The sequence below is a fragment of the Magnetospirillum sp. genome, assembly GCA_027532905.1.
In the GTDB taxonomy this organism is placed as follows: Bacteria; Pseudomonadota; Alphaproteobacteria; order CACIAM-22H2; family CACIAM-22H2; genus Tagaea.
Map to the genome: position 1 here is coordinate 118,608 of JAPZUA010000002.1, position 19,964 is coordinate 138,571.

General features: G+C 64.9%; 23 protein-coding genes. 13 read left to right on the plus strand and 10 right to left on the minus strand.

Annotated elements, in window-relative coordinates; all coding sequences use genetic code 11:
* Positions 1–48: 48 nt before the first annotated feature.
* The gene (locus O9320_08490) at positions 49–693 is read left to right on the plus strand and encodes a ParA family protein (protein ID MCZ8310878.1); all 645 of its coding nucleotides are present in this window, start codon (positions 49–51) and stop codon (positions 691–693) included.
* Here the strand turns inward: O9320_08490 and cysQ are convergent.
* On the minus strand, positions 675–1,472 hold the full coding sequence (cysQ, locus tag O9320_08495) for a 3'(2'),5'-bisphosphate nucleotidase CysQ (GenBank protein MCZ8310879.1): 798 nt from the start codon (positions 1,470–1,472) through the stop codon (positions 675–677). The two genes, O9320_08490 and cysQ, sit on opposite strands and share 19 nt — an antisense overlap.
* A gap of 43 nt (positions 1,473–1,515) precedes the next feature.
* Here cysQ and O9320_08500 point away from each other — a divergent pair, with 43 nt between their 5' ends.
* The 3 genes from O9320_08500 to O9320_08510 are packed head-to-tail and all read left to right on the plus strand — an operon-like array spanning position 1,516 to position 3,454.
* Positions 1,516–2,244 (plus strand): SOS response-associated peptidase, encoded by a 729-nt coding sequence (locus O9320_08500; protein MCZ8310880.1) that lies wholly within the window; start codon positions 1,516–1,518, stop codon positions 2,242–2,244.
* On the plus strand, positions 2,241–2,909 hold the full coding sequence (locus tag O9320_08505; protein MCZ8310881.1) for a hypothetical protein: 669 nt from the start codon (positions 2,241–2,243) through the stop codon (positions 2,907–2,909). The genes O9320_08500 and O9320_08505 overlap by 4 nt, the downstream gene beginning before the upstream one ends.
* 2 nt (positions 2,910–2,911) lie before the next feature.
* Entirely contained in the window at positions 2,912–3,454 is a 543-nt protein-coding gene (locus tag O9320_08510; protein ID MCZ8310882.1) for a hypothetical protein, read from the plus strand.
* Positions 3,455–3,463: 9 nt separating this feature from the next.
* Here the strand turns inward: O9320_08510 and O9320_08515 are convergent, their stop codons facing one another.
* Positions 3,464–4,024: a cytochrome b gene (locus O9320_08515; protein ID MCZ8310883.1), complete on the minus strand. Its 561-nt coding sequence runs from the start codon at positions 4,022–4,024 to the stop codon at positions 3,464–3,466.
* Positions 4,025–4,046: 22 nt separating this feature from the next.
* On the opposite strand from O9320_08515, the gene O9320_08520 reads away from it, so the two are divergent.
* Positions 4,047–4,229: a DUF4169 family protein gene (locus O9320_08520; protein MCZ8310884.1), complete on the plus strand. Its 183-nt coding sequence runs from the start codon at positions 4,047–4,049 to the stop codon at positions 4,227–4,229.
* Positions 4,230–4,284: 55 nt separating this feature from the next.
* Here O9320_08520 and O9320_08525 read toward each other — a convergent pair whose 3' ends face one another.
* Positions 4,285–5,031 carry an SDR family oxidoreductase gene (locus O9320_08525; protein MCZ8310885.1) on the minus strand — a complete coding sequence of 249 codons (747 nt, stop codon included), beginning with the start codon at positions 5,029–5,031 and terminating at the stop codon, positions 4,285–4,287.
* Positions 5,032–5,136: 105 nt separating this feature from the next.
* On the opposite strand from O9320_08525, the gene O9320_08530 reads away from it, so the two are divergent.
* On the plus strand, positions 5,137–6,099 hold the full coding sequence (locus tag O9320_08530) for a LysR substrate-binding domain-containing protein (protein MCZ8310886.1): 963 nt from the start codon (positions 5,137–5,139) through the stop codon (positions 6,097–6,099).
* Here O9320_08530 and O9320_08535 read toward each other — a convergent pair.
* The 6 genes from O9320_08535 to O9320_08560 form a co-directional block, all read right to left on the minus strand.
* A complete protein-coding gene (locus O9320_08535) occupies positions 6,062–6,904 on the minus strand; it encodes a hypothetical protein (GenBank protein ID MCZ8310887.1) in 843 nt (280 codons plus the stop codon). The genes O9320_08530 and O9320_08535 overlap by 38 nt on opposite strands.
* Positions 6,905–6,935: 31 nt before the next feature.
* The gene (locus O9320_08540) at positions 6,936–7,859 is read right to left on the minus strand and encodes a branched-chain amino acid ABC transporter permease (protein ID MCZ8310888.1); all 924 of its coding nucleotides are present in this window, start codon (positions 7,857–7,859) and stop codon (positions 6,936–6,938) included.
* Positions 7,860–7,897: 38 nt separating this feature from the next.
* Positions 7,898–8,785 (minus strand): branched-chain amino acid ABC transporter permease, encoded by an 888-nt coding sequence (locus tag O9320_08545; GenBank protein ID MCZ8310889.1) that lies wholly within the window; start codon positions 8,783–8,785, stop codon positions 7,898–7,900.
* 65 nt (positions 8,786–8,850) lie between these two features.
* A complete protein-coding gene (locus tag O9320_08550; GenBank protein ID MCZ8310890.1) occupies positions 8,851–10,041 on the minus strand; it encodes an ABC transporter substrate-binding protein in 1,191 nt (396 codons plus the stop codon).
* Positions 10,042–10,085: 44 nt separating this feature from the next.
* Positions 10,086–10,802, minus strand: a complete 717-nt coding sequence (locus O9320_08555) for an ABC transporter ATP-binding protein (GenBank protein ID MCZ8310891.1) — start codon at positions 10,800–10,802, stop codon at positions 10,086–10,088.
* Complete coding sequence (locus O9320_08560) at positions 10,795–11,547, minus strand: ABC transporter ATP-binding protein (protein MCZ8310892.1); 753 nt, start codon at positions 11,545–11,547, stop codon at positions 10,795–10,797. Before O9320_08560 ends, O9320_08555 begins: the two co-directional genes overlap by 8 nt.
* Before the next feature lie 234 nt (positions 11,548–11,781).
* Here O9320_08560 and O9320_08565 point away from each other — a divergent pair, with 234 nt between their 5' ends.
* The 7 genes from O9320_08565 (at position 11,782) to O9320_08595 (ending at position 18,710) form a co-directional block, all read left to right on the plus strand.
* A complete protein-coding gene (locus O9320_08565; GenBank protein ID MCZ8310893.1) occupies positions 11,782–13,764 on the plus strand; it encodes a cobalamin-dependent protein in 1,983 nt (660 codons plus the stop codon).
* Positions 13,764–14,081 carry a hypothetical protein gene (locus O9320_08570; protein ID MCZ8310894.1) on the plus strand — a complete coding sequence of 106 codons (318 nt, stop codon included), beginning with the start codon at positions 13,764–13,766 and terminating at the stop codon, positions 14,079–14,081. The genes O9320_08565 and O9320_08570 overlap by 1 nt, the downstream gene beginning before the upstream one ends.
* Before the next feature lie 52 nt (positions 14,082–14,133).
* Positions 14,134–15,252 (plus strand): hypothetical protein, encoded by a 1,119-nt coding sequence (locus tag O9320_08575; protein MCZ8310895.1) that lies wholly within the window; start codon positions 14,134–14,136, stop codon positions 15,250–15,252.
* 126 nt (positions 15,253–15,378) lie between these two features.
* The gene (locus tag O9320_08580) at positions 15,379–15,681 is read left to right on the plus strand and encodes a hypothetical protein (GenBank protein MCZ8310896.1); all 303 of its coding nucleotides are present in this window, start codon (positions 15,379–15,381) and stop codon (positions 15,679–15,681) included.
* 103 nt (positions 15,682–15,784) lie between these two features.
* Positions 15,785–16,894, plus strand: coding sequence for an ABC transporter substrate-binding protein (locus O9320_08585; GenBank protein MCZ8310897.1), 1,110 nt, complete (start codon positions 15,785–15,787; stop codon positions 16,892–16,894).
* On the plus strand, positions 16,882–17,934 hold the full coding sequence (locus O9320_08590; GenBank protein ID MCZ8310898.1) for an iron ABC transporter permease: 1,053 nt from the start codon (positions 16,882–16,884) through the stop codon (positions 17,932–17,934). The genes O9320_08585 and O9320_08590 overlap by 13 nt, the downstream gene beginning before the upstream one ends.
* Positions 17,934–18,710, plus strand: coding sequence for an ABC transporter ATP-binding protein (locus tag O9320_08595; GenBank protein MCZ8310899.1), 777 nt, complete (start codon positions 17,934–17,936; stop codon positions 18,708–18,710). The genes O9320_08590 and O9320_08595 overlap by 1 nt, the downstream gene beginning before the upstream one ends.
* 29 nt (positions 18,711–18,739) lie before the next feature.
* On the opposite strand, the gene O9320_08600 is transcribed toward O9320_08595, so the two are convergent.
* Entirely contained in the window at positions 18,740–19,948 is a 1,209-nt protein-coding gene (locus tag O9320_08600; protein MCZ8310900.1) for a pentapeptide repeat-containing protein, read from the minus strand.
* Positions 19,949–19,964 lie beyond the last annotated feature (16 nt).

The following is a 19,964-nucleotide window of genomic DNA, read 5'->3' on the forward strand; positions in this document are numbered from 1 at the left end:
GGCTTGCGCTATAGCATGCGGCCTCGTGCGGGTGCTATTGAAGTACGCATGGGCGGCAAGGTCGTAACGGTGGCGCAGCAGAAGGGCGGGGCGGGCAAAACCACGCTCGCCGCACATCTGGCCGCCTATTGGTCGCAAAGCGGGCGCAACGTCGCGGCCGTCGATATCGACCCGCAAGGCTCGTTCACGCACTGGACGGAGCTGCGCTTCCAAGCGCGCCCCAATAGCGGCCTCGGCTTCGGCTTTGCGCGCCTGTCGGGCTGGCGCCTGCCGCACGAGCTCGACCGGCTCGCACGCGAGCACGACGTCGTTGTCGTGGATTCAGCGCCGCATGCGCAAGCCGACTCGCGCACCGCGATCCGCTATTCGCATCTGGTGCTCGTACCGGTGCAGCCGTCGCCGATGGATCTGTGGGCGACCTTGCCCACGCTCGAATTGGCGCGCATGGAAAAGCGCCGCGCGATGCTCGTCATCAACCGCATGCCGCCGCGCTCGCTGCTGGCCGCCGAGATGGCGCAGAAACTCGCCGAGATCGACGTGAAGGTCGCCAATATCGTGCTCGGCAACCGCACGGGCTACGCGGCGAGCCTGGGCCACGGTCTCGGCGTCACCGAAGCCGAACCGGGTACGACGGCGGCACTCGAACTCTCCCGTCTTGCCGACGAAGTGGCACTCTACGCCGGCCTCGATTGATCCCAAGCACCCGTCGCGACGAAGTCCGGGTTCTTGAATCCCTTTTTGCCGTAATCGAGCAGGCGGCCGTCGGGGCGGGCCATGCGGCCGCCGGCGGCGAGGAGAACGGCTTCGCCCGCGCAAACGTCCCATTCCGACGTCGGCCCAAAGCGCGGATAGAGATCCGCCGTGCCCTCGGCCAGCAGGCCGAATTTGAGGGCCGAGCCCAGGCGGCGATGGTCTTTGATGCGGTAGCCGTCGAGGAACGCATCTTCGGCCGTGCTGCCGTTGCTGCGCGACGAAACAACGACAAGCCCGCCCGCCGGTTGTGGCCTTGCACGTATCGGCGTTTCGAGGCCGTCGCGCACTTGACGATAGGCACCGACACCGACCACGCCCGACCACAGGATCGCCTCGGCCGGGGCGAGGACAGCCCCCAGCACCGGTCGGCCTTTCGACACAAGGCCGATACAGACGGAAAACTGGCCGTTGCGCGCCACGAACTCGGCCGTGCCGTCGAGCGGATCGACGAGCCAGAACAGCGGCGGCGGCGCGCCATGGAACGCGACATGCCCTTGCGCCACCGCCTCTTCGGCGACGATCGGCACGCCAGGCGTGAGCTTGGCGAGTGCTGCTGCGATCAGCGCTTCGGCCGTCTCGTCGGCAAGCGTGACCGGCGAGGCGTCCTCTTTGCGGCGTACCTCGAATTTGCTGTCGTAGATCGCCATGATCGCGACCGCCGCGTCGCGGGCAATCGCACAGATAGGCGGGCGCAAAGCGGCAAGGTCGGAGACGTTCATCCTTTTTCTCGTAAGCGCAAGCTGGGCGATTTACAATAGCGCCATGTGCGGACGCTACACCCTCACCAGTGCCGTCGAGGCCTTGCGCCAATTGTTCGATTTTGCGGGGGCAGCCCCCAATCTCGAGCCGCGCTACAACATCGCCCCCACTCAGCGTGCACCGGTGATTCGCCTGGGTGCGGATGGCGGGCGCGAGATGCAGATGCTGAGCTGGGGCCTCGTGCCCTATTGGGCCGAAGACATCTCGATGCAGAGCCACATGATCAACGCGCGCGGCGAGACCGTGGCCGAGAAGCCCGCGTTTCGCCAGGCCTTCCGCCAGCGCCGCTGCTTGGTGCCCGCCGACGGTTTCTACGAATGGCCGACCGTGGGGGCCAAAAGCAAACAGCCCTTCCTATTTCGCCGCCAAGACAAGGTGCCGTTTGCGTTTGCGGGCCTGTGGGAGCGGTGGGTGCCGCCGCAAGGCGAAGTGTTGGAGACCTTCACGATCGTCAACATTGCGGCCAACGCGACGATGGCGCCGTTCCACGACCGTATCCCTGTGATCCTCGATCCGCTCGACTATGCGGCGTGGCTCGATCCCAAGATCGACGCGCGCGCCCTGGTGCGCGCTCCTGCCAACGAGGCCCTTGGTTATGTGCGCGTGTCTTCCTATGTGAACAATGTGCGCCACGACGATGCGGGCTGCCTCGAGCCAGCGGCTGCCGACGAAGAACCCGCATTGCCCAAACCCAAGCGCGGTCCCGACACCCGCCAGGGGAGCCTGTTTTGAAGAAAGCCTTTTCGGCATTGGCACTCGGTGCGGCGGCGTTCGCGGCTTGGCTTGCATGGCCGGCGGCACCCAAAGCGCCCGCGCCGCCGCCGATGGTGCTGCAGGCAAGCTTTGCGCCGGCGGCTGCGCTTGTCGTGTCGAAACTGTCGTTCGACGCCAAGTTCGAAACCGACACGAACCGAGCCGGCGAAAAGCTCGGCTTTCGCAGCTTCGTGACAGTACCCGTGACCGCACAAGCCATCCTCGATTTCGCCGAGCAGCCGTTGCTCGCCACGCGCACCGGCAATCGGCTCGAGATCGTGGCCCCGCTGCCGAAGCTCGATGCCGCACAGACGGCGGTCGCGATCGACGCCGCACGCGCCTTTCCGGTTCAGCGTAGCTTCTGGCAGATGCTGTTTTCGAACGAACGGCGCGTACTGGCCGAGGCGAGCTTGGCCGTTGCGGGCCCGGCCGCAGCACAAGCACAGTCGCATTTCGAAGCGAACCGCGCCTCGGTCGAGGCGGCGGCGCGCGCGGCGCTTGGCGATCTGATCGCGGCGGTCGCCCGCGAGGCTGGTGTTTCGCTCGAGGGCGTCGACGTCGCGTTCCGCGCCCTCACGCCCGAAGAGCGCGCCGCATTCGCGACCGCCCCTTCGCTCGATCGGCTGTTGCGGCCGGGTTCTTGAACGTGGCTGGCGCCGTGGCCATCGATCCGATCGAGCTGCGGATTTCGACGACGGACCAGCTGTTCCAATCGCTCGATCCGTTTCCGTTTCGCGAAAAGGATCTCGACGCGGCGGCCGAAGACTATATCGTCGGCTGGGCGCGCGAATTGCCGCGCGATGGGCCTTTGCGCATCGTCGTGCATCTGCCGCAGGGCGAGGCCCTGCTGCCGCGCGCGGCCGAGATCGGCGGGGCGTTTTCCCGTTTTTTCGCCTATCGCGCCGACCGCCAAAGCCGCGACTTGGCCGAATTGTTTCGCGTCGGAAGGATCGCCCTCGGCGTCGGCATTGCGATCCTGGTCGCGTGCCTGCTGCTCGCCCGCCTGTCGGCCGACTATGTGGCACCCGGCCCGCTTGCGAGCCTCGTGCAGGAGAGTTTTTTGATCTTGGGCTGGGTCGCCAATTGGCGCCCGCTCGAGATTTTTCTCTACGATTGGTGGCCCGTGGTACGCCGCCGCCGCCTCTATCGCCGCCTCGCCGAAGCGAAGGTGGAACTCGTCGGTTATTGATCGACCGGGCTATTGATCGCTCGGGCGGCGCAAGCCCGGCAGCATGCGCGTGAGGATCGGGTCGCGGCGTTTGAAATGGTGGTAGAGCGCCGCCCCGATATGGAGGGCGAGCAACGCCGCCATCGTGTAGGCGCACCACGCATGCGCCCACAAAAGCCAGCCGCCGAGCTTTTCGTTTTTGCCGATGGGATCGGGCAGTTCGACGAGGTTGAACCACACGACCTTGAAGCCGAACGCATTGGTGCCGAGATAGCCCAGGATCGGCAGCACGAACAGCAGCACGTAAAGGGCCGCGTGCACGGATGCGGCGGCCATCTCCTCGATCCAGGGTGTGGGCGGCAGCGGCGGGGGCGGGCGCAAGCGGCGCCAAATCAGGCGCAAGCCTGTGGCCACGAACACGACGAGGCCCGTCCATTCATGCCAGGAATAGACTTTGACCTTCCAGTCGGAAAACTCGAGCCGCGTCATGTAGAGGCCGACACCGAACAGCAACGCCACCAGCACGGCGGTCACCCAATGAAGGCCGCGTGCGACGGGCGTGTAGGCGGGGGCGTCGTGCTTTGTTACCATGGCGGCGATATCTGGAGGCAAAATGGGCGAGATCGTCAACCTCAAACGCGTTCGCAAATTGCAAGCGCGCGACGCGGCGGCGGCCGAGGCCGAGGCCAACCGCGCCAAGCACGGCCGGACGAAGGAACAGCGGCTTCAGGCCGAGGCCGAAGCCGCGCAGATTGCCCGCACGCTCGACGGGGCAAAGATCGGCGACGACCGCTGAAGATGCGCGCCGCCGCGAGGATCGGGACCGTCCCCGCGGCGGCAGCGTGTCGCGACTAGATCTGCGCGAACCCGCCATCAACGGCGATTTCCGCACCGAGCACATAGGTGCTGCGCGGCCCGGCTAGAAAGAGGGCGGCTTGCGCGACCTCGTCGGCCTCGCCGAAACGATGCAGCGGTATTGCACCCGCAATCCGCTCGGCAAAAGCCTTGAGGGCATCCGGCGCCATGCCGTTCTTGCCGTGGATGGGTGTTGCAATCGCACCCGGGCTAACGGCATTGACGCGGATGCGACGGTCGAGCAATTCGGCCGACATGGTGCGCGCAAACGACCGCACAGCGGCTTTGCTCGCTGAAAGCACGCCAAGCCGCGCCGTGCCCACGTCGGCAAGCCACGACGTGTTGAGAACGATGGAACTCCCCTCGGGCATTAGCGGCAGCAGCGCTTGAACCGTGAAAAACACGCCCTTAACGTTGATGTCCATCAGCGTGTCGTAGGTCGCCTCGTCGGTGGCGCCGAGCGGCGTGGCAAAGGCAACGCCGGCATTTGCAAAAAGAATATCTATCTTACAAAACGTCGCCTCGGCCTGTTTGCGCAAGGCATCGAGGTCGCCTCTCTTGGCGACGTCGGCAACGAAGCTTTCGGCCGCCGAACCGAGTGTGGCCTTGGCTTCGGCTAAGGCTTTGGCATCGCGCCCCACCAGGCCCACGCGGGCTCCTTCCCTTATAAAAAGGCGTGCCGTGGCGAGACCAATGCCGCTGCTGCCGCCCGTGACGATCGCTGTTTTTCCGGCGAGTTCCATGGTTCTGTTTCTCCGCTTTGAGGTTCGCGGATCGAGATTTGCGCTTCCGCAAGGCCATCGCCAACGCGTAAGATTGACCTTCACAGAAAAGAAAAACTATCTCATATGCGCGCTCTGTCTCGGCTGAAATCCCTGCAGGCCTTCGAGGCGGCTGCCCGATATGGCAGCTTCATCGGTGCCGCGCGCGAATTGAACGTGACCCCGGCTGCCGTCGGCCAGCTTGTGCGTACCCTCGAGGCGTGGATCGGAATGGCGCTGTTTTTGCGCCGTCGCTCCGGGGCCGCGCGGCTTGTGCCGGTGGCGCAAGCGCGTGCCGCCCTCGACGATCTGGCCGAAGGGCTCGATCGGCTCGATCGCGGCCTAAAGCGCCTGCGCGAACCCCAAACGGCCAATGTCGTGCTTGTGAGCGCTTCGCAGGCCATCATGGCGCGCTGGCTGGTGCCGGGGCTGCCGGATTTCTGCGAACGCTATCCGCAGATCGACATACGCCTTGACGTGACCGATCGCGTCGTCGATATCGCGGGCGGGGCGGCCGATATAGGCGTGCGCTGCGGCCCGGGACATTGGTCCGGCGTTACGGCCACACGCCTGATGTCCGAAGAACTCGTCGCCGTGTGCAGCCCGCGCCTTGTCGGGGCGCGCGGGGTTATACCTTCGGCCGACTGGCTGTCGCGGCAAACTTTTATCAACGACACGTCGGTAGCGGCGTTTCCCGATTGGGCAGCCTGGCTGCGGCGCGCAGGGTTTGGCACTTCTGTCGTCGCAAAGCGGCTCGACATCAATTCTTCGTCTTCTGCCATTCAGGCCGCAATTCGCGGCAGCGGCGTGGCTTTGGTTCGGCTGGGCTTGGCCGCGCCGGAAGTCGAGCGCGGCATATTACTGCGTCTTTATCCGAAAATTAGCCTGCCGCTTTCCTGGGCCTATTACGTGGTGGCCGCACCCGCTGCCTTGCGCCGCCCGGAGATCGCAGCGTTCCGTGCTTGGCTGATCGCGCATTGGCGCAGCCAGCGTTCGGATCCTGCGGCGGCGATCAGTAAAACGCGAGCGCGTAGTCGGCGACGGGTTTGAAGCCGAGGGCTTGGCTGCTGCGCAAAGCAGCCACGTTGGCTTCTGCCGCAAACAGCACGGCGCGTGCGACACCCTTCGCGCGTGCGGCCAGCAAAGCGCCGTGCAGCACGATGCGCCCGTAGCCGAGGCCGCGTTCCTCGGGCGGGCAATAGAGGCCGCCGACTTGCACGATCTCGGGCAAGGTCGCGTTGAAGGCAGCCGTCGCCAGCGCATTGTCGCCCATGCACAGGAGATAGAGGCGGCCCGCATCGATCGCGCGGTCGATTTCGTCTTGCGCCTGCGCAAGCAAAGCCGGACTTTCCTGCGCCCCCAGCGTTTCGCACAGATAGGCGTGGCGCCACGCGGCGACCGCGTCGCGGTCTTTGAGATTGGCGGGGCGCACGCGCGCGGTGTGCGCCGTGGGCGCGGGCAGGTGTGCGAGGTCGCAGGCGAGCAGCACCTGGCGGGCGGCCACGCGCAGATGCCGGTCGGCGAAGGCGGGCAGGCGCAGCACCTCGGCGACCGCGTCGGGTGCGCCCAGCACGCCCTGGCAGCTGCGCGTCGGCCGAGCGGCGAGGGCGGCGGCGGCCAATTCGGCCGCATGGTCCGTGGGGGCGTGCAGCATTACATTGCCGTTCCAGCAGAACGCGGCCACACCCACCAGCGCGTTGCCGTCGAAAGCGCCGACATAGGTGGCTTGATAGGGCTGGTCGTTGTCGGCAAGGCCGGCGGCCGCCAAATTGGAGCGCAGGAACATCGCCGTTTCCGGCGTCTTCGCCAAAAACGCCGACAGGGTCGCTTCGTCTTCGGGAGCCAAGATGCGCATGCGGCCTATACTACCGCCGCAAGCACCTTCGCTACAGCGGCTTTTTGAGCTTGGCCGCGATCTCGCCCACAATACCGCGGCGGAAGGCGAGCACGCACACGACGAAGATCACGCCCTGTACGACCGTAACCCACGAACCCAATTCCGCCAGATAGTTCTGCATCGCGATGATGACGGCAGCCCCCACGATGGGGCCGAACACGGTGCCGAGCCCGCCCACGAGCGTCATCAGCACGACTTCGCCCGACATGGTCCAGTGCACGTCGGACAAGGAGGCGAGCTGGAATATCTGCGATTTGACCGCCCCTGCGAGCCCGGCAAGAGCTGCCGACATCACGAAGGCGGCGAGTTTGTATTGGTCGACGCGGTAGCCGAGCGACACGGCGCGCGGTTCGTTTTCGCGGATGGCTTTGAGCACCTGGCCGAACGGCGAATGCACGATGCGGTAGATAAGCATGAAGGCGGCGAGGAAAATCGCCGCGACGACGTAGTAGAGCACGAGGTCGTTGCGCAGATCCAAGAACCCGAACATCGTGCCGCGCGGGACCCGCTGCAGCCCGTCTTCGCCGCCCGTGAAGGGCGCTTGCAGGGCGAAGAAATACGCCATCTGCGCAAGCGCCAGCGTGATCATCGAGAAATAGATGCCCTGGCGGCGGATGGCGAGTGCGCCCACCACGAGGCCGAGTACGGCACCGCACGCCATCCCCGACAGGATCGCGAGTTCCGGCGGAAAGCCCCAGATTTTGGCGGCGTGCGCCGAAACATAGGCGGCCCAGCCGAAAAACAACGCGTGCCCGAACGACAGGAGGCCGACATAGCCGATCAGCAGATTGAAGGCGCAGGCGAACAGCGCGAAGCACAGCACCTTCATCACGAACACGGGATAGAGCAGATGCGGCAGCACGAGCAGGACGGCCACCATCGCGACGACGATCGCGCGCTGGTGCGCGGGCATGCCGGTTTCTTTGGTGTGCGGGGCGGGGGAGCCTGCCATCAGCGGGCCCTCCCGAACAGACCGGCGGGTTTGATCAGCAGCACGATTACCATCACGACAAAAATCACCGTGGACGAGGCTTCCGGATAGAACACTTTGGTGAGCCCTTCGACGATGCCGAGCCCGAAGCCCGTGAGGATGGAACCCAGGATCGAACCCATGCCGCCGATTACGACGACCGCGAACACGACGATGATGATGTCGGCCCCCATCAAGGGACTCACCTGGTAGATGGGGGCGGCGAGCACGCCCGTGAAGGCGGCAAGGCCCACGCCGAAGCCGTAGGTCAGCATTACCATGCGCGGCACGTTGATGCCGAAGGACTGCACGAGCGCCGGGTTCTCGGTCGCGGCGCGCAAGTACGAGCCGAGCTTGGTCTTCTCGATCACGAACCAGGTGCCGAAGCACACCACGAGCGACACGACGACGACCCAGCCGCGATAGTTGGGCATGAACATGAAGCCGAGATCGGTGCCGCCGCGCAGTTCGGCCGGGATGCGGTAGGGCAGGCCTGTCGAGCCGAACTGGTCGCGGAACAGGCCCTGCACGATGAGGGCGATGCCGAAGGTGAGCAAGAGACCGTAAAGATGGTCGAGCTTGTAGAGATGGCGCAGCATCGTGCGCTCGATGAGGATGCCGAAGGCGCCGACGACAACGGGGGCGACGAGAAGCGCCCACCAATAGCCGAGGCCGAGCCAGTTCAGCAGCATCCAGGCGACGAAAGCGCCCATCATGTATTGGGCACCGTGCGTGAAATTGATGATGTTCAGCAGCCCGAAAATGATCGCAAGCCCAAGGCTCAGCTGCGCGTAGAACGCGCCGTTGATGAGGCCCAGCAGAAGCTGGCCGAACAGGGCTTGCGGCGGGATACCGAAAATGTCGGGCATGAAGCGGGGGATCCGGAGGGGGAGAAAGAAGAGGGGGCGACCGGCGGCCGCCCCCCTTTAGGCGATCAGCTGCCGGCGATCGGGCACTTGCCTTCGGCCAGCGGACGGAAGGCTTCGGCGGCCGGGATCGTGGCGCGTAGCTTGTAGTAATCCCACGGGCCTTTCGATTCCGACGGCTTTTTCACTTCGTAGAGATACATGTCGTGGATCTTGCGGCCGTCGGCACGAACGGTACCCTTGCCGAACAGCGGATCGTCGGTCGGCATGGCCTTCATGCGGTCGACGGTGGCTTTGCCGTCGGCGGCCGATTTGTTGGCCTCGACCGCCTTCAGATAGTGCGTGACCGCACTGTATACGCCCGCATGCACCATCGTGGGATGGATGCCGCGATTGGCAGCCGCCTGCCGGCGGGCAAAAGCGCGCGTGCCGTCGTTGGCGTCCCAGTAGAAGGCGTTCGTGAAGACGAGGCCTTGGGCGGCTTCGAGGCCGAGGCCGTGCACGTCGCTGATGAAGATCAGCAGACCCGCGAGGCTCTGGCCGCGGCGCACGATGCCGAACTCACCGGCCTGCTTGATCGTGTTGATCGTGTCGCCGCCGGCATTCGCCACGCCGATGATCTTGGCGCGGCTTGCCTGCGCCTGCAGCAGGAACGAGGAGAAGTCGCTGCCGTTGAGCGGATGGCGAACGCTGCCCACCACGCGACCGCCGAGCTTGTTGACGACGGCCGACGTGTCGGCTTCGAGCTGGTGGCCGAACGCGTAGTCGGCCGTGAGGAAGAACCACGTGTCCCCACCCTGCTGCACGATGGCTTTGCCCGTGCCGTTGGCAAGCGCCCACGTGTCGTAGGTCCAGTGCACGGTGTTGGGCGAGCATTGCTCGCCCGTCAGCGCCGAGGTGGCCGCACCCGACACGAGGAACGCCTTGTTCTTTTCGCGCGCCACGCCGTTGACGGCGAGGGCCACGCCCGAGTTCGGCACGTCGACGATCACGTCCACGCCGTCGCGGTCGAACCATTGGCGCGCGATGTTGGAGCCGACGTCCGCACGGTTCTGGTGGTCGGCCGACACGATTTCGACGCGCATGCCCTTTGCAGCCGCGTTGAAATCTTCGATCGCCAGGCGCGCGGCTGCGACCGAGCCCGCCCCGCCGAGATCGGCGTAGAGCGAGGACATGTCCGACAGCACGCCGATCTTGACGTTGACCTGCGCTGCCGCAGGCAGCGCCAAGCTTGCCAGTGCGACCGCACCCAGCAGCATCGATTTAAGGTTTCTCACGTTTGTCCCTCCCGGTTTTTGGGTTTTCAGACGCCCAGATATTCGTGCAGCTTGTCCATGTTCGCGTCGAGATCGCGGTTGGCGAACTCGTCGACGATATGGCCGTGTTCCATCACGTAGTGCCGGTCCGCGACGGTGGCCGCGAAGCGGAAATTCTGCTCGACCAGCAGAATGGTGAAGCCGTCTTTCTTGAGACGGCGAATGGTGGCGCCGATCTGCTGCACGATGACGGGGGCAAGCCCTTCGGTCGGCTCGTCGAGCAGCAGGAGTTTCGCACCCGTGCGCAGGATGCGGCCGATAGCGAGCATCTGCTGCTCGCCGCCCGAGAGCTTGGTGCCCTGGCTCGACAGGCGCTCGCGCAAATTCGGGAACAATTCGAAAATCGTGTCGACGCTAAGCCCGCCCGGGGCCACTTGCGGCGGCAGCATGAGATTCTCTTTGACGTCGAGCGAGGCGAAGATGCCGCGCTCTTCGGGGCAGAAGGCAAGGCCCAGGCGCGCGATCTTGTGCGACGGCATCCCGATCGTCTCGGTTCCTTCGAACGCGATCTTGCCTTTGCGGTTCGAAACGATTCCCATGATCGATTTCATGGTCGTGGTCTTGCCGGCCCCGTTGCGACCCAGCAGCGTGACCACTTCGCCTTTGGCGATGTTGAATTTCACGCCGTGCAGGATATGGCTCTCGCCGTACCACGCGTGCAGATCGTCGACCGCAAGCATCGGCGCCACCATCGTCTCAGCCATGGCCGGCCCCCATGTAGGCCTGGACGACGTCAGGGTTCTTCGAAACCGTTTCGTAGTTGCCTTCGGCCAAAACTTCGCCGCGCGCAAGGACGGTGATCGTGTCGGAGAGATCGGCCACGACCGAGAGATTGTGCTCGACCATCAGCACCGTGCGTCCTTGCGCCACGCGCTTGATGAGAGCGGCGATGCGGCCGACGTCTTCGTGGCCCATGCCGGCGGTGGGCTCGTCGAGCAGCATCATTTCGGGATCGAGGGCGAGCGTGGTCGCGATCTCGAGCGCGCGCTTGCGCCCGTACGGCATTTCGACGGCGATCGTGTCGGCAAATTCCGAGAGGCCGACCCAGTCGATCAATTCGCGCGCGCGGTCGTTGTACTGGTCGAGCACGCGCTCGGAGCGCCAGAAATCGAACGAGCTGCCGCGCTGGCGCTGCAGCGCCACGCGCACGTTTTCGAGCACGCTCAGATGCGGGAAGACGGCCGAAATCTGGAACGAGCGCACGAGGCCTTGGCGCGCAATGTCGGCGGGTTTGAGACGCGTGATGTCGCGGCCGTTGTAGCGGATGACGCCGCGCGTGGGATCGAGGAATTTGGTGAGCAGGTTGAAGCAGGTGGTTTTGCCGGCCCCGTTTGGGCCGATCAGCGCATGGATCGAATTGCGCTTCACCTGCAAGGAGACGCCGTTCACGGCGACGAAGCCGCGGAATTCCTTGGTCAAGGCTTCGGTTTCGAGAATGAAGTCTGCCACGTGGGGGGCGTCCGTTTCCCTGTGTGTCGTCCGCGCTTGCCTGTTATCCCGCGCGCGGTCCCATCGTGGTATCAGATGGCGGGGGCGCCATGCAATCGTGATAGACGCCTAAAAAATGGACAATCTTTCAAGCTGTAAAGAAGATTTGCGGCAAATTAATCTAATTTTAGACTTTTTGCGCTATTTGACGTTTAGACTGTCCTGATTCTTGGAATGGCAAAGGGAAACGAGGGCATGCCGCCGCAGTTCGAGACTTGCCGCGTCGGGCTGGTTCAGATCAACAACAGCTTCTCGGGCCAGAATTATCTGCCCTATGCGGCGGGGTTGCTCGAGGCCTATGTGCGCAAATATGCGCGCGCACCCGAACGTTTCGAATTCATGTTGCCGCTCTACAAGCGCCAGCGTGTGGAAGAAGCGGTCGATGCGCTGATCGCGGCCGACGTAATCGGTTTCTCGACCTATGTCTGGAACTTCAAATTGTCGCTGGCGATCGCCAAGCGCCTCAAGGAACGCAAGCCTTCGATCTTGATCGTGTTCGGCGGTCCGCACGTGCCCGATCGCTGCGAGCCTTTCTTGCGCGAGCATCCTTACGTCGACGTTGCGGTGAACGGCGAGGGCGAGCTTGCGTTCTTGAAGCTGCTCGAAGCCTGGCCCGCGCGCGAATGGGCCGGCATCGCCAACCTCTCCTACATCGCCGACGGCAAATTCACGGTCCAGGCCAAGGGCCCGCGCATCCGCGAATTGGCGGACGTGCCTTCGCCCTATCTCGAGGGCACGTTTGCGCCGCTGATGAAGGCCAAGACCGACGAGAACTGGATCGTGCTGTGGGAGACCAACCGCGGCTGCCCGTTCCAATGCACCTTCTGCGACTGGGGCTCGGCTACACAGGCCAAAGTGTTCCAGTTCGATTTGGCGCGTCTCGAAGCCGAGATCGCGTGGTTCGCCGAGGCCAAGATCGAGTTCATCTTCTGCTGCGACGCCAATTTCGGCATCCTCGCGCGCGACATCCAATTGGCCGAAGCCTTGGCGCGTTCGAAAGCGCAAGTGGGCTATCCCAAAGCCGTGTCGGTGCAGAACACCAAAAACGCGACGGATCGCGCGTATCTCACGCAGAAAATCCTGTCGGATGCGGGCATGAACAAGGGCGTCACGCTGTCGATGCAGTCGCTCGATCCGGGTACCCTCAAAGCCATCAAGCGCCAGAACATCGCGCTCGACACCTACGAAGAATTGCAGCGCCGCTTCACGCGCGACCGCGTCGAAACCTATTCGGATTTGATCCTGGGCCTGCCCGGCGAGACGTTCGACAGCTGGGTCGACGGCATTGTGTGGCTGATGGACAACGGCCAGCACAACCGCATCCAATTCAACAATCTCTCGATCCTACCCAATGCCGAGATGGGCGATCCCGCCTACCAGGCCAAGTTCGGCATGCGCACGGTCGAAACGCGCATCGTGAACATCCACGGCGCACTCGAAGTCGATCCCGACGGCATCTACGAAGTGCAGGATCTCGTCGTCGAGACCGGTGCGATGCCGGCGGCCGATTGGCGGCGCGCGCGCAGCTACGCCTGGATGACGGCCCTTGTTCACTACAACAAGCTGCTGCAGATCCCGATCCTGGTTGCGCACGAAAAATGCGCGGTCCCCTATCGGCGCCTGCTCGACGCGTTTTTCGAGGCCGACCGCGGTCTCTACCCGACCTTCGGCGCCATCCGCGCCTTCTTCGACGATTACGCGCTGCAGATCCAGAACGGCGAGGTCGAATACGTCTATTCGGCCGAATGGCTCGGCATCCATTGGCCGGCCGACGAATTCGTGTTCATCGACCTCGTCAAAAACGGCAAGCTCGACGCGTTCTACGAGGAGGCCGAGCGGCTGATCTTTGCGGCGATCGCGGGCAACCGCGCCCTTGTGCCGCGCGAGACGGTCGCCGATGCGCTGCGCCTCAACCGGGCCCTCGTCAAAGAACCCGGCGCGCTCGCCGACCTCGATGTGCGCCTCGCGAGCGATCTCTATCCCTATTACCGCGCGATCCTTGAAGGACGGCGCGAGGATCTTGCGGACGAGGCGGTCGTCTACCGCATCGCGCGCTCGCAGGAAACGTGGCCGCGCTTCGAAGATTGGTGCCGCGAGGTCGTGTGGTACGGCAACAAGAAGGGTGCTTATCTCTACGGCAACAAGGCGATGGCGCGCCATTTGGCAGGACATTTCTGATGCCGCATCTCGATCCCGAACAGGCCCTGCATCTCTTGGGCAAAGCACCCGAGGCCGAGGCCCTGCTCGATCTGCGCGGCCTCGAACTGCCCGAAGCGCTTGAAAAACTGCAGCGCCTCATCGTCGAGCCGGTCGCACCGGGGCCTACGCGCTTTGCCGTGCGCATCGATCCGCCGGTTCCGGGGGCGGGCGAAACGCTGTTCCTGCCGGTCGGTCGCTATCTGCTCGAGGCCAAACGCGCGGGCCGGATTTTCGCCTTTTCGCCGCTTGCGGAACCCGCCGGCGGTGGCTTTTTCGTCGATTTGGGTTTGGGGTGAGTTTGGGGAAAGTTTAACCACGGCGCATTCGGGTGTATGCTGCGCGCCGACCATGCCGACCGACACGCCGCTCCACGCGCTAGTTGCGCCCGAGATTCTAGCCGAGCTCAACCGCACGCTCTATTCGGTGTGGCGCTTCGGCTCGAACGCGCTGGTGGCGTGGCGCCCGACCTCCACGGGCTTTGAAATTCTGACGGTTCCGAAAATCCGCCTGTTCGAGGTCGCCGAGCCGCCGCGGCGGCTCTATTTCGGCGACCGGCGCATGGGCGACAAAGCGTTCGACGAACTGGCCGAACTTTTTCAGGCGCACCCGCTCGACGTGCGATTGTCCCAACCCATCGGCGACGGGCCAGGCATGACGCCGATGGCGCTTGTCGAAGCGTTGTTTGAGCCGTTTGCGGTCACCAAGACCGACCAGCGCGCGGTGCTGCTGCTCGACATCATCGGATTTTCGAAGCTGTTGCCCGAGCAGCAGGCAAGCCAGCTTGCCACGCTCGAATTCGCGCTCAACATCGCGGCCGAAACCGCCAACGCGCACGGCATCAAATTCGATATGCGCCGCTCGACTACCGGCGACGGGTTCTACGTGTGGAACAGCCGCGAAGGCCTCGAGGCCGATGTCGATCTCGTGCTGGGCTACGTGCTGTTTGCGATTTTCCATGCCGCCCTCAAGCGCACGGTTGCCTCACCCGTGGCCGTGCCCGAATTGCGCGCCGCTATAGGTATTGGCAGCCACTACAATTACGGCCAGCCCGAGCGCACCGGCGGCAGCCGCAACGATTTCATTGTCGGCGACGTAACGATCCAGGTCGCGCGCCTGGTCGCACAGTGCCGCACGCACCAGATACTGCTCGGCGCTTTCCATCGCTGGGACGCCGAGAACAATGTCTGGCTCGACGAGGAGCAGTTCGTCGAACGCGTGGCGACGGGCCTGCAGAAGCTGATCGGGCTGCCGGTCATGGGCAAGCGCATCGAGCGCACCGCGCTCTATCTCACCGGCCGTCGCCAGCCCGAGGGCCGCTTCCAGCGCCAGAAAATCCGCATCGTCGACAAACACGGTTTCGAGCATTTCTGCTTCAATTTGAAGATCAATGCGTTCCTCGACGGCGTCGAGCCCTATTTTTGCGGGCTGCAGCACATGGAACTGATGCCGGCCAAACCTGCGGGCTGACGCAAGCGCGTCTTCGGCCTTGATTGCGCGCCATGCGCGATGTATCGATGGCCAATGCACGGATTGCGACGCCGTATTCCGATTCTGCTGGCTCTTCTCCTGGCTTTTCAAGGTACGCTTCTGTCCTTGAACTACCCGGTGCTTTCGTCGCCGTTGCAGCATCCGATTCTCGACTATTCGGTCTGCGTTTCCGATCCCGACCAACCGCCGCTTGTCGCCGACGGCACCCAGCCGGCGCACGACAGCCGTCTCGACGTCGCCGGCTGCTTCGACTGCCATGGTTTGCCCGGCGGTCCCGTTCCGGTTCCGCCGACGGTCGGACTGCGCGTGGCCGTCGTTGTACGCGTCGCGGCCGTCGACGCTTTGCTGCTCGCACCGCACGCACCGCCGGCGGCCTACGCTTCGCGCGCTCCTCCCATCCTGGCCTGAACGCATACCGTGTTCGCGGGTGCGTTCTGGCACCCGCGTGTTGCCCGTTCAATCGCGCGCGTCGCCCAGAGTGCGGCACGCCCGTCGCCAGGAGTCCCAATTCATGTCCATGACCCGTCGCCACCTGCTCGGCGCCGCCGCCGCCGCGTCTTTCGCCGCACCCGCAATCGCCCAGTCGCCGCGCATCGTTGATGTGCTCGGCCGCGAGGTGCGGCTTACCGCACCGCCGCGCCGCGTCGTGACGATGTTCAACTACGAGGAATTCACCGCGATCGCCGGCGTCGAAGGCTGGCGGCGCGTCGTCGGCATGAACCGCTTCGTGTGGGAAGGATGGCGACCCGCGATATTCTCGCGCTACAGCGCCGTCATTCCAAATCTCGGCGGCCAACCCGACGTCGGCAGCACAGACGAGGGCACGTTCAGCGCCGAGAAGGTGATCGCATTGCGCCCCGATCTGCTGATCGTGCCGCAATGGAGCTGGGCGTCCATGGAAACCGCGCGTGCACAGATCGAGGCGGCCGGCATCGCGATCCTCGTCATCGACTACAACGCGCAGATTGTCGAGCGCCATGTTGCATCGACCTTGGCGATTGGGGCTGCGATGGGAACGCCCGAGCGCGCAGCAGCCTTGGCCGAGCGCTACCGCCGGAACATGGGCGACATCCAGACCCGCGTCGCGCGCGTCAACACCGGCGCCAAGCCGAAGGTCCATTTCGAGCTTGGGCAGGCGGGAGCGGAGATCATCGGCAATTCCTACGCCGGAACGATGTGGGGCAAGCTTGCAACCGACATCGGCGCCCAGAACATCGCCGAGGGCAAGCTCCCCGGACCTTGGGGGCCGCTCGCTGCCGAAACGACGCTCGCGGCCAATCCCGATTTCATCTTCATCGCCGGTTCGTCGTGGGTGAACCGCCCGAATGCGGTCAAGACGGGCTACGACGTGGCGCCGGAGGAGACGCGCCGCAGCCTCGCACCCTATGCAGCACGGCCGCTGTGGCAGAATCTGGCGGCGATCCGTCGCGGCGAGATCCATGCGATCGAGCACGGGCTGTGCCGCACGCTCTTCGACGACACGGCTGCGCTCTATATCGCCAAGCGGATCTGGCCAGGGGCCTTCGAAGGCATGGATCCAGTCGCGGTCTTTGCCGACTACCATGCCAAGTATCTGCCGGTCGCGTTCTCCGGCACGTGGATGCTGCCTTGGCGCGCCTAGAAGGGGCGAGCGCGGCGCGTGCGGCTTGGCGCGCTCTCGCGCTGCGCCGCACGGGGTTCTTCGCCGCCGGTGCGGGTGCGCTGGCGGCGAGTTTCCTGCTCGACGTCGCAACCGGTCCTGCGATGCTGTCCGTCAGCGACGTGGCGGCATCGCTGCTGGGCGCCAGCGCCGACCCTACCGCGAACGCGATCGTCTGGACGATCCGGCTCCCAGTCGCGGTCATGGCGCTGCTGGTCGGGGCGGCGCTCGGCATGACGGGTGCGGTCATGCAGACCATCCTCAACAACCCGCTTGCATCGAGCTACACGCTCGGCGTGTCGGCGGGTGCGGGCTTTGGTGCCGCCTTGGTGATCGTGATGGGCGCTTCTTTGCCGGTGCCGGAAGCCTACGCCGTACCGGTCTCGGCCTTCGTGTTTGCGGGCGTTGCGTGCGCGTGCGTGTGGCTGCTCGGCGGCATTCGCGGTGCGACACCCGAAACGCTTGTGCTGGCCGGGATTGCGCTCATGTTCCTGTTCCAAGCGCTCCAGTCGCTCCTGCAGTTCCTCGCGTCGCCCGAAGCGCTCCAGCAGATCGTGTTCTGGCTGTTCGGCAGCTTACAGCGGTCGAACTGGCAGAAGCTCGCGATCGTCGGTGCGACGCTCGCCGTGGCCGCACCGCTGCTGATGCGCGACGCGTGGGCGCTCACGGCTTTGCGCCTCGGCGACGAGCGGGCGGCCGCACTCGGCGTCGATGTGCGCGGCGTGCGGCTGCGCGGTTTCCTGTTCGTGTCCGTGGCGACCGGAATCGCCGTCGCGTTCGTCGGCACGATCGGGTTTGTCGGGCTCGTGGCGCCGCACGTGGCGCGCATGCTGCTGGGCGAGGATCAGCGCATCTTCCTGCCGGGTGCTGCCCTTGTCGGCGCCATCCTGCTTTCGGCCGCTTCGGTTGCGAGCAAGACGGTGTCGCCGGGCGCACTGTTTCCGATCGGCATCGTCACAGCTTTGGTCGGCGTGCCGTTCTTCGCAGCCCTGATCTTGACCGCGCGACAGGCCAGGTTGTGATGGCGGACGCCTTCGCCGCGCGCCTGCATCTCGAAGCGGTCGGCGTTCGCTACGGCGCCGAACGCGCGGTCGATCGCGTCGATTGCACGGCGCGCGCGGGCGAGTTCGTGGTGCTGGTCGGGCCCAACGGCTCGGGAAAGTCGTCGCTGCTGCGTGCCGTAGCCGGGCTGCAGCGGCACGAAGGCCTTGTTCGGCTCGAGGGCGCGCCTGCTGCCGCGATCGGCTTCATGCCGCAGGACAACGGCGCGCACGCAGCGCTCACCGTGCTGGAGGCGGCGTTGCTCGGCCGCCTGCGCGCGCTCGGCCTCGCGGTTCCGCCGGCCGAACTCGACCGCGCGGTCGCCTCGCTCGACCGGCTTGGGATCGCGCATCTTTCGGCACGCCGCTTGACGGAACTCTCGGGCGGTCAAAGACAACTCGTGTTTCTCGCGCAGTTGCTTGCGAGCGAACCAGCCGTTCTGCTGCTCGATGAGCCCACAAGCGCGCTCGACATGCGCAACCAGCTGTTGCTGCTGGACATGCTGGCGAAGCTTGCGCACGCGAACGGGCTCATCGTCGTCGCCGCCTTGCACGATCTGAATGCCGCGGCGCGATTTGCCGACCGGGTACTGGTGCTCGATCGGGGCCGCCTCGTTGCCGACGGTCCGCCGGCTGCGACGCTGACTTCGGAACTGATCGCGAGAACGTACCGTGTGCATGCAGAAATAGCGCGATTGCCGGGTGACGGGATCGCGATCATTCCTGTTGCGGCACTCGATGGGAGCGAACCGCGCTAACCGGGCCTGCGTGCCGGCGCGTCGTTAAGTTAAGGCAGCCGCGCGCCTTCGGTCGCGGCTTGCGACATGTCGAAGCCTTTGACCTTTGCGCCGGTCATGTCGGCGCCGACGAAGCTCGTGGGCTGCATGCGTGTCGAACTCGAGCCGTCGGCATTGGCGATCGGCAGCGGCAGGGCTTTGGCGCCTGCGAATTCGACCTCGCGTAGCTTCGCCCCGTCGAACATGGTGCCGTGTAGCTTGGCGCCGCTCAGATCGGCATGGAACATGTCGACGCCGCGCAGGTTGGCGAGCAGCAGCACCGCCCCGGCAAGATTGGCGCCGACGAATTTGGCGTTGCGCAAAACGGCGCCCGACAGGTCGATGCCGGAGAGGTCGAAATAGCTGAAATCGACTCCTTCGAGCAAGGCTTGGCAGCCGCTGCGCCCGACGCTTGCAAGCCACGCCGCATGGCCGTCGAGCGCGGTTTTCAGATTTGCGGGCAGCTGGTTGCGGCCCAGCAGCGGGGGCTTGGCCGACATGATCGAGCGCGCGAGATCGAAGCTTTTAGTGTCGACGTTGGTCATGTTGGCGCCGGAGAAATTGGCGCCGTCGGCTTTGGCGTTCGCGAATTTGGCGTTGGAAAGATCGGCGCCGATCAGCGAGGTTTTGCCGAGCCGCGCATCCGACAAGTCGGCCCCGCGCAGATTGGCGTAGGCGAGATTCGTGTTGGCGAGATTGGCGCCGAACAGGATCGCCCCTTCGAGATTGGCGCCCTGGAAGCTCGCCCCCGACAGATCCACACCCGTCATCTGCGCGCGCGAGGCGGTGGCGTAATCGGCAAGGCAATCGGTGAGGTCGGTGATTTCAAGCCCGACGCGCCCCGTACCCGATTGGCCCATCATCACGCCGCCGCGAAAATCGGCACCGGACAAGTTGGCGCCGTTCATGTTCGCGCCGCGCAGCGACGCGCCGCGCAGCACCGCATTCTGCAGATTGGCGCCGTTCATGTCGGCGTTGGTGAGATTGGCGCCGAACAGATCGGCCTCGAGCAGATCGGCGCGCGCCATGCGCGCCTCCGAGAGGTCCGTGCCCATCAGGCGCGCGCGCGCCATCGAGCGCCCTTCGAAATTTACTTTGGCAAGATTTCGGTGCGACAGGTCGTGCGGCTTGTTGGGCGCGCCGACCAATGCCTTTTTCGTCGCCGCGAGATATTTCCGAACGTCTTCGAGTTCGGTCTCCGAGCTCGGCGTGGAGGACATAACGCTTTAACTTCCG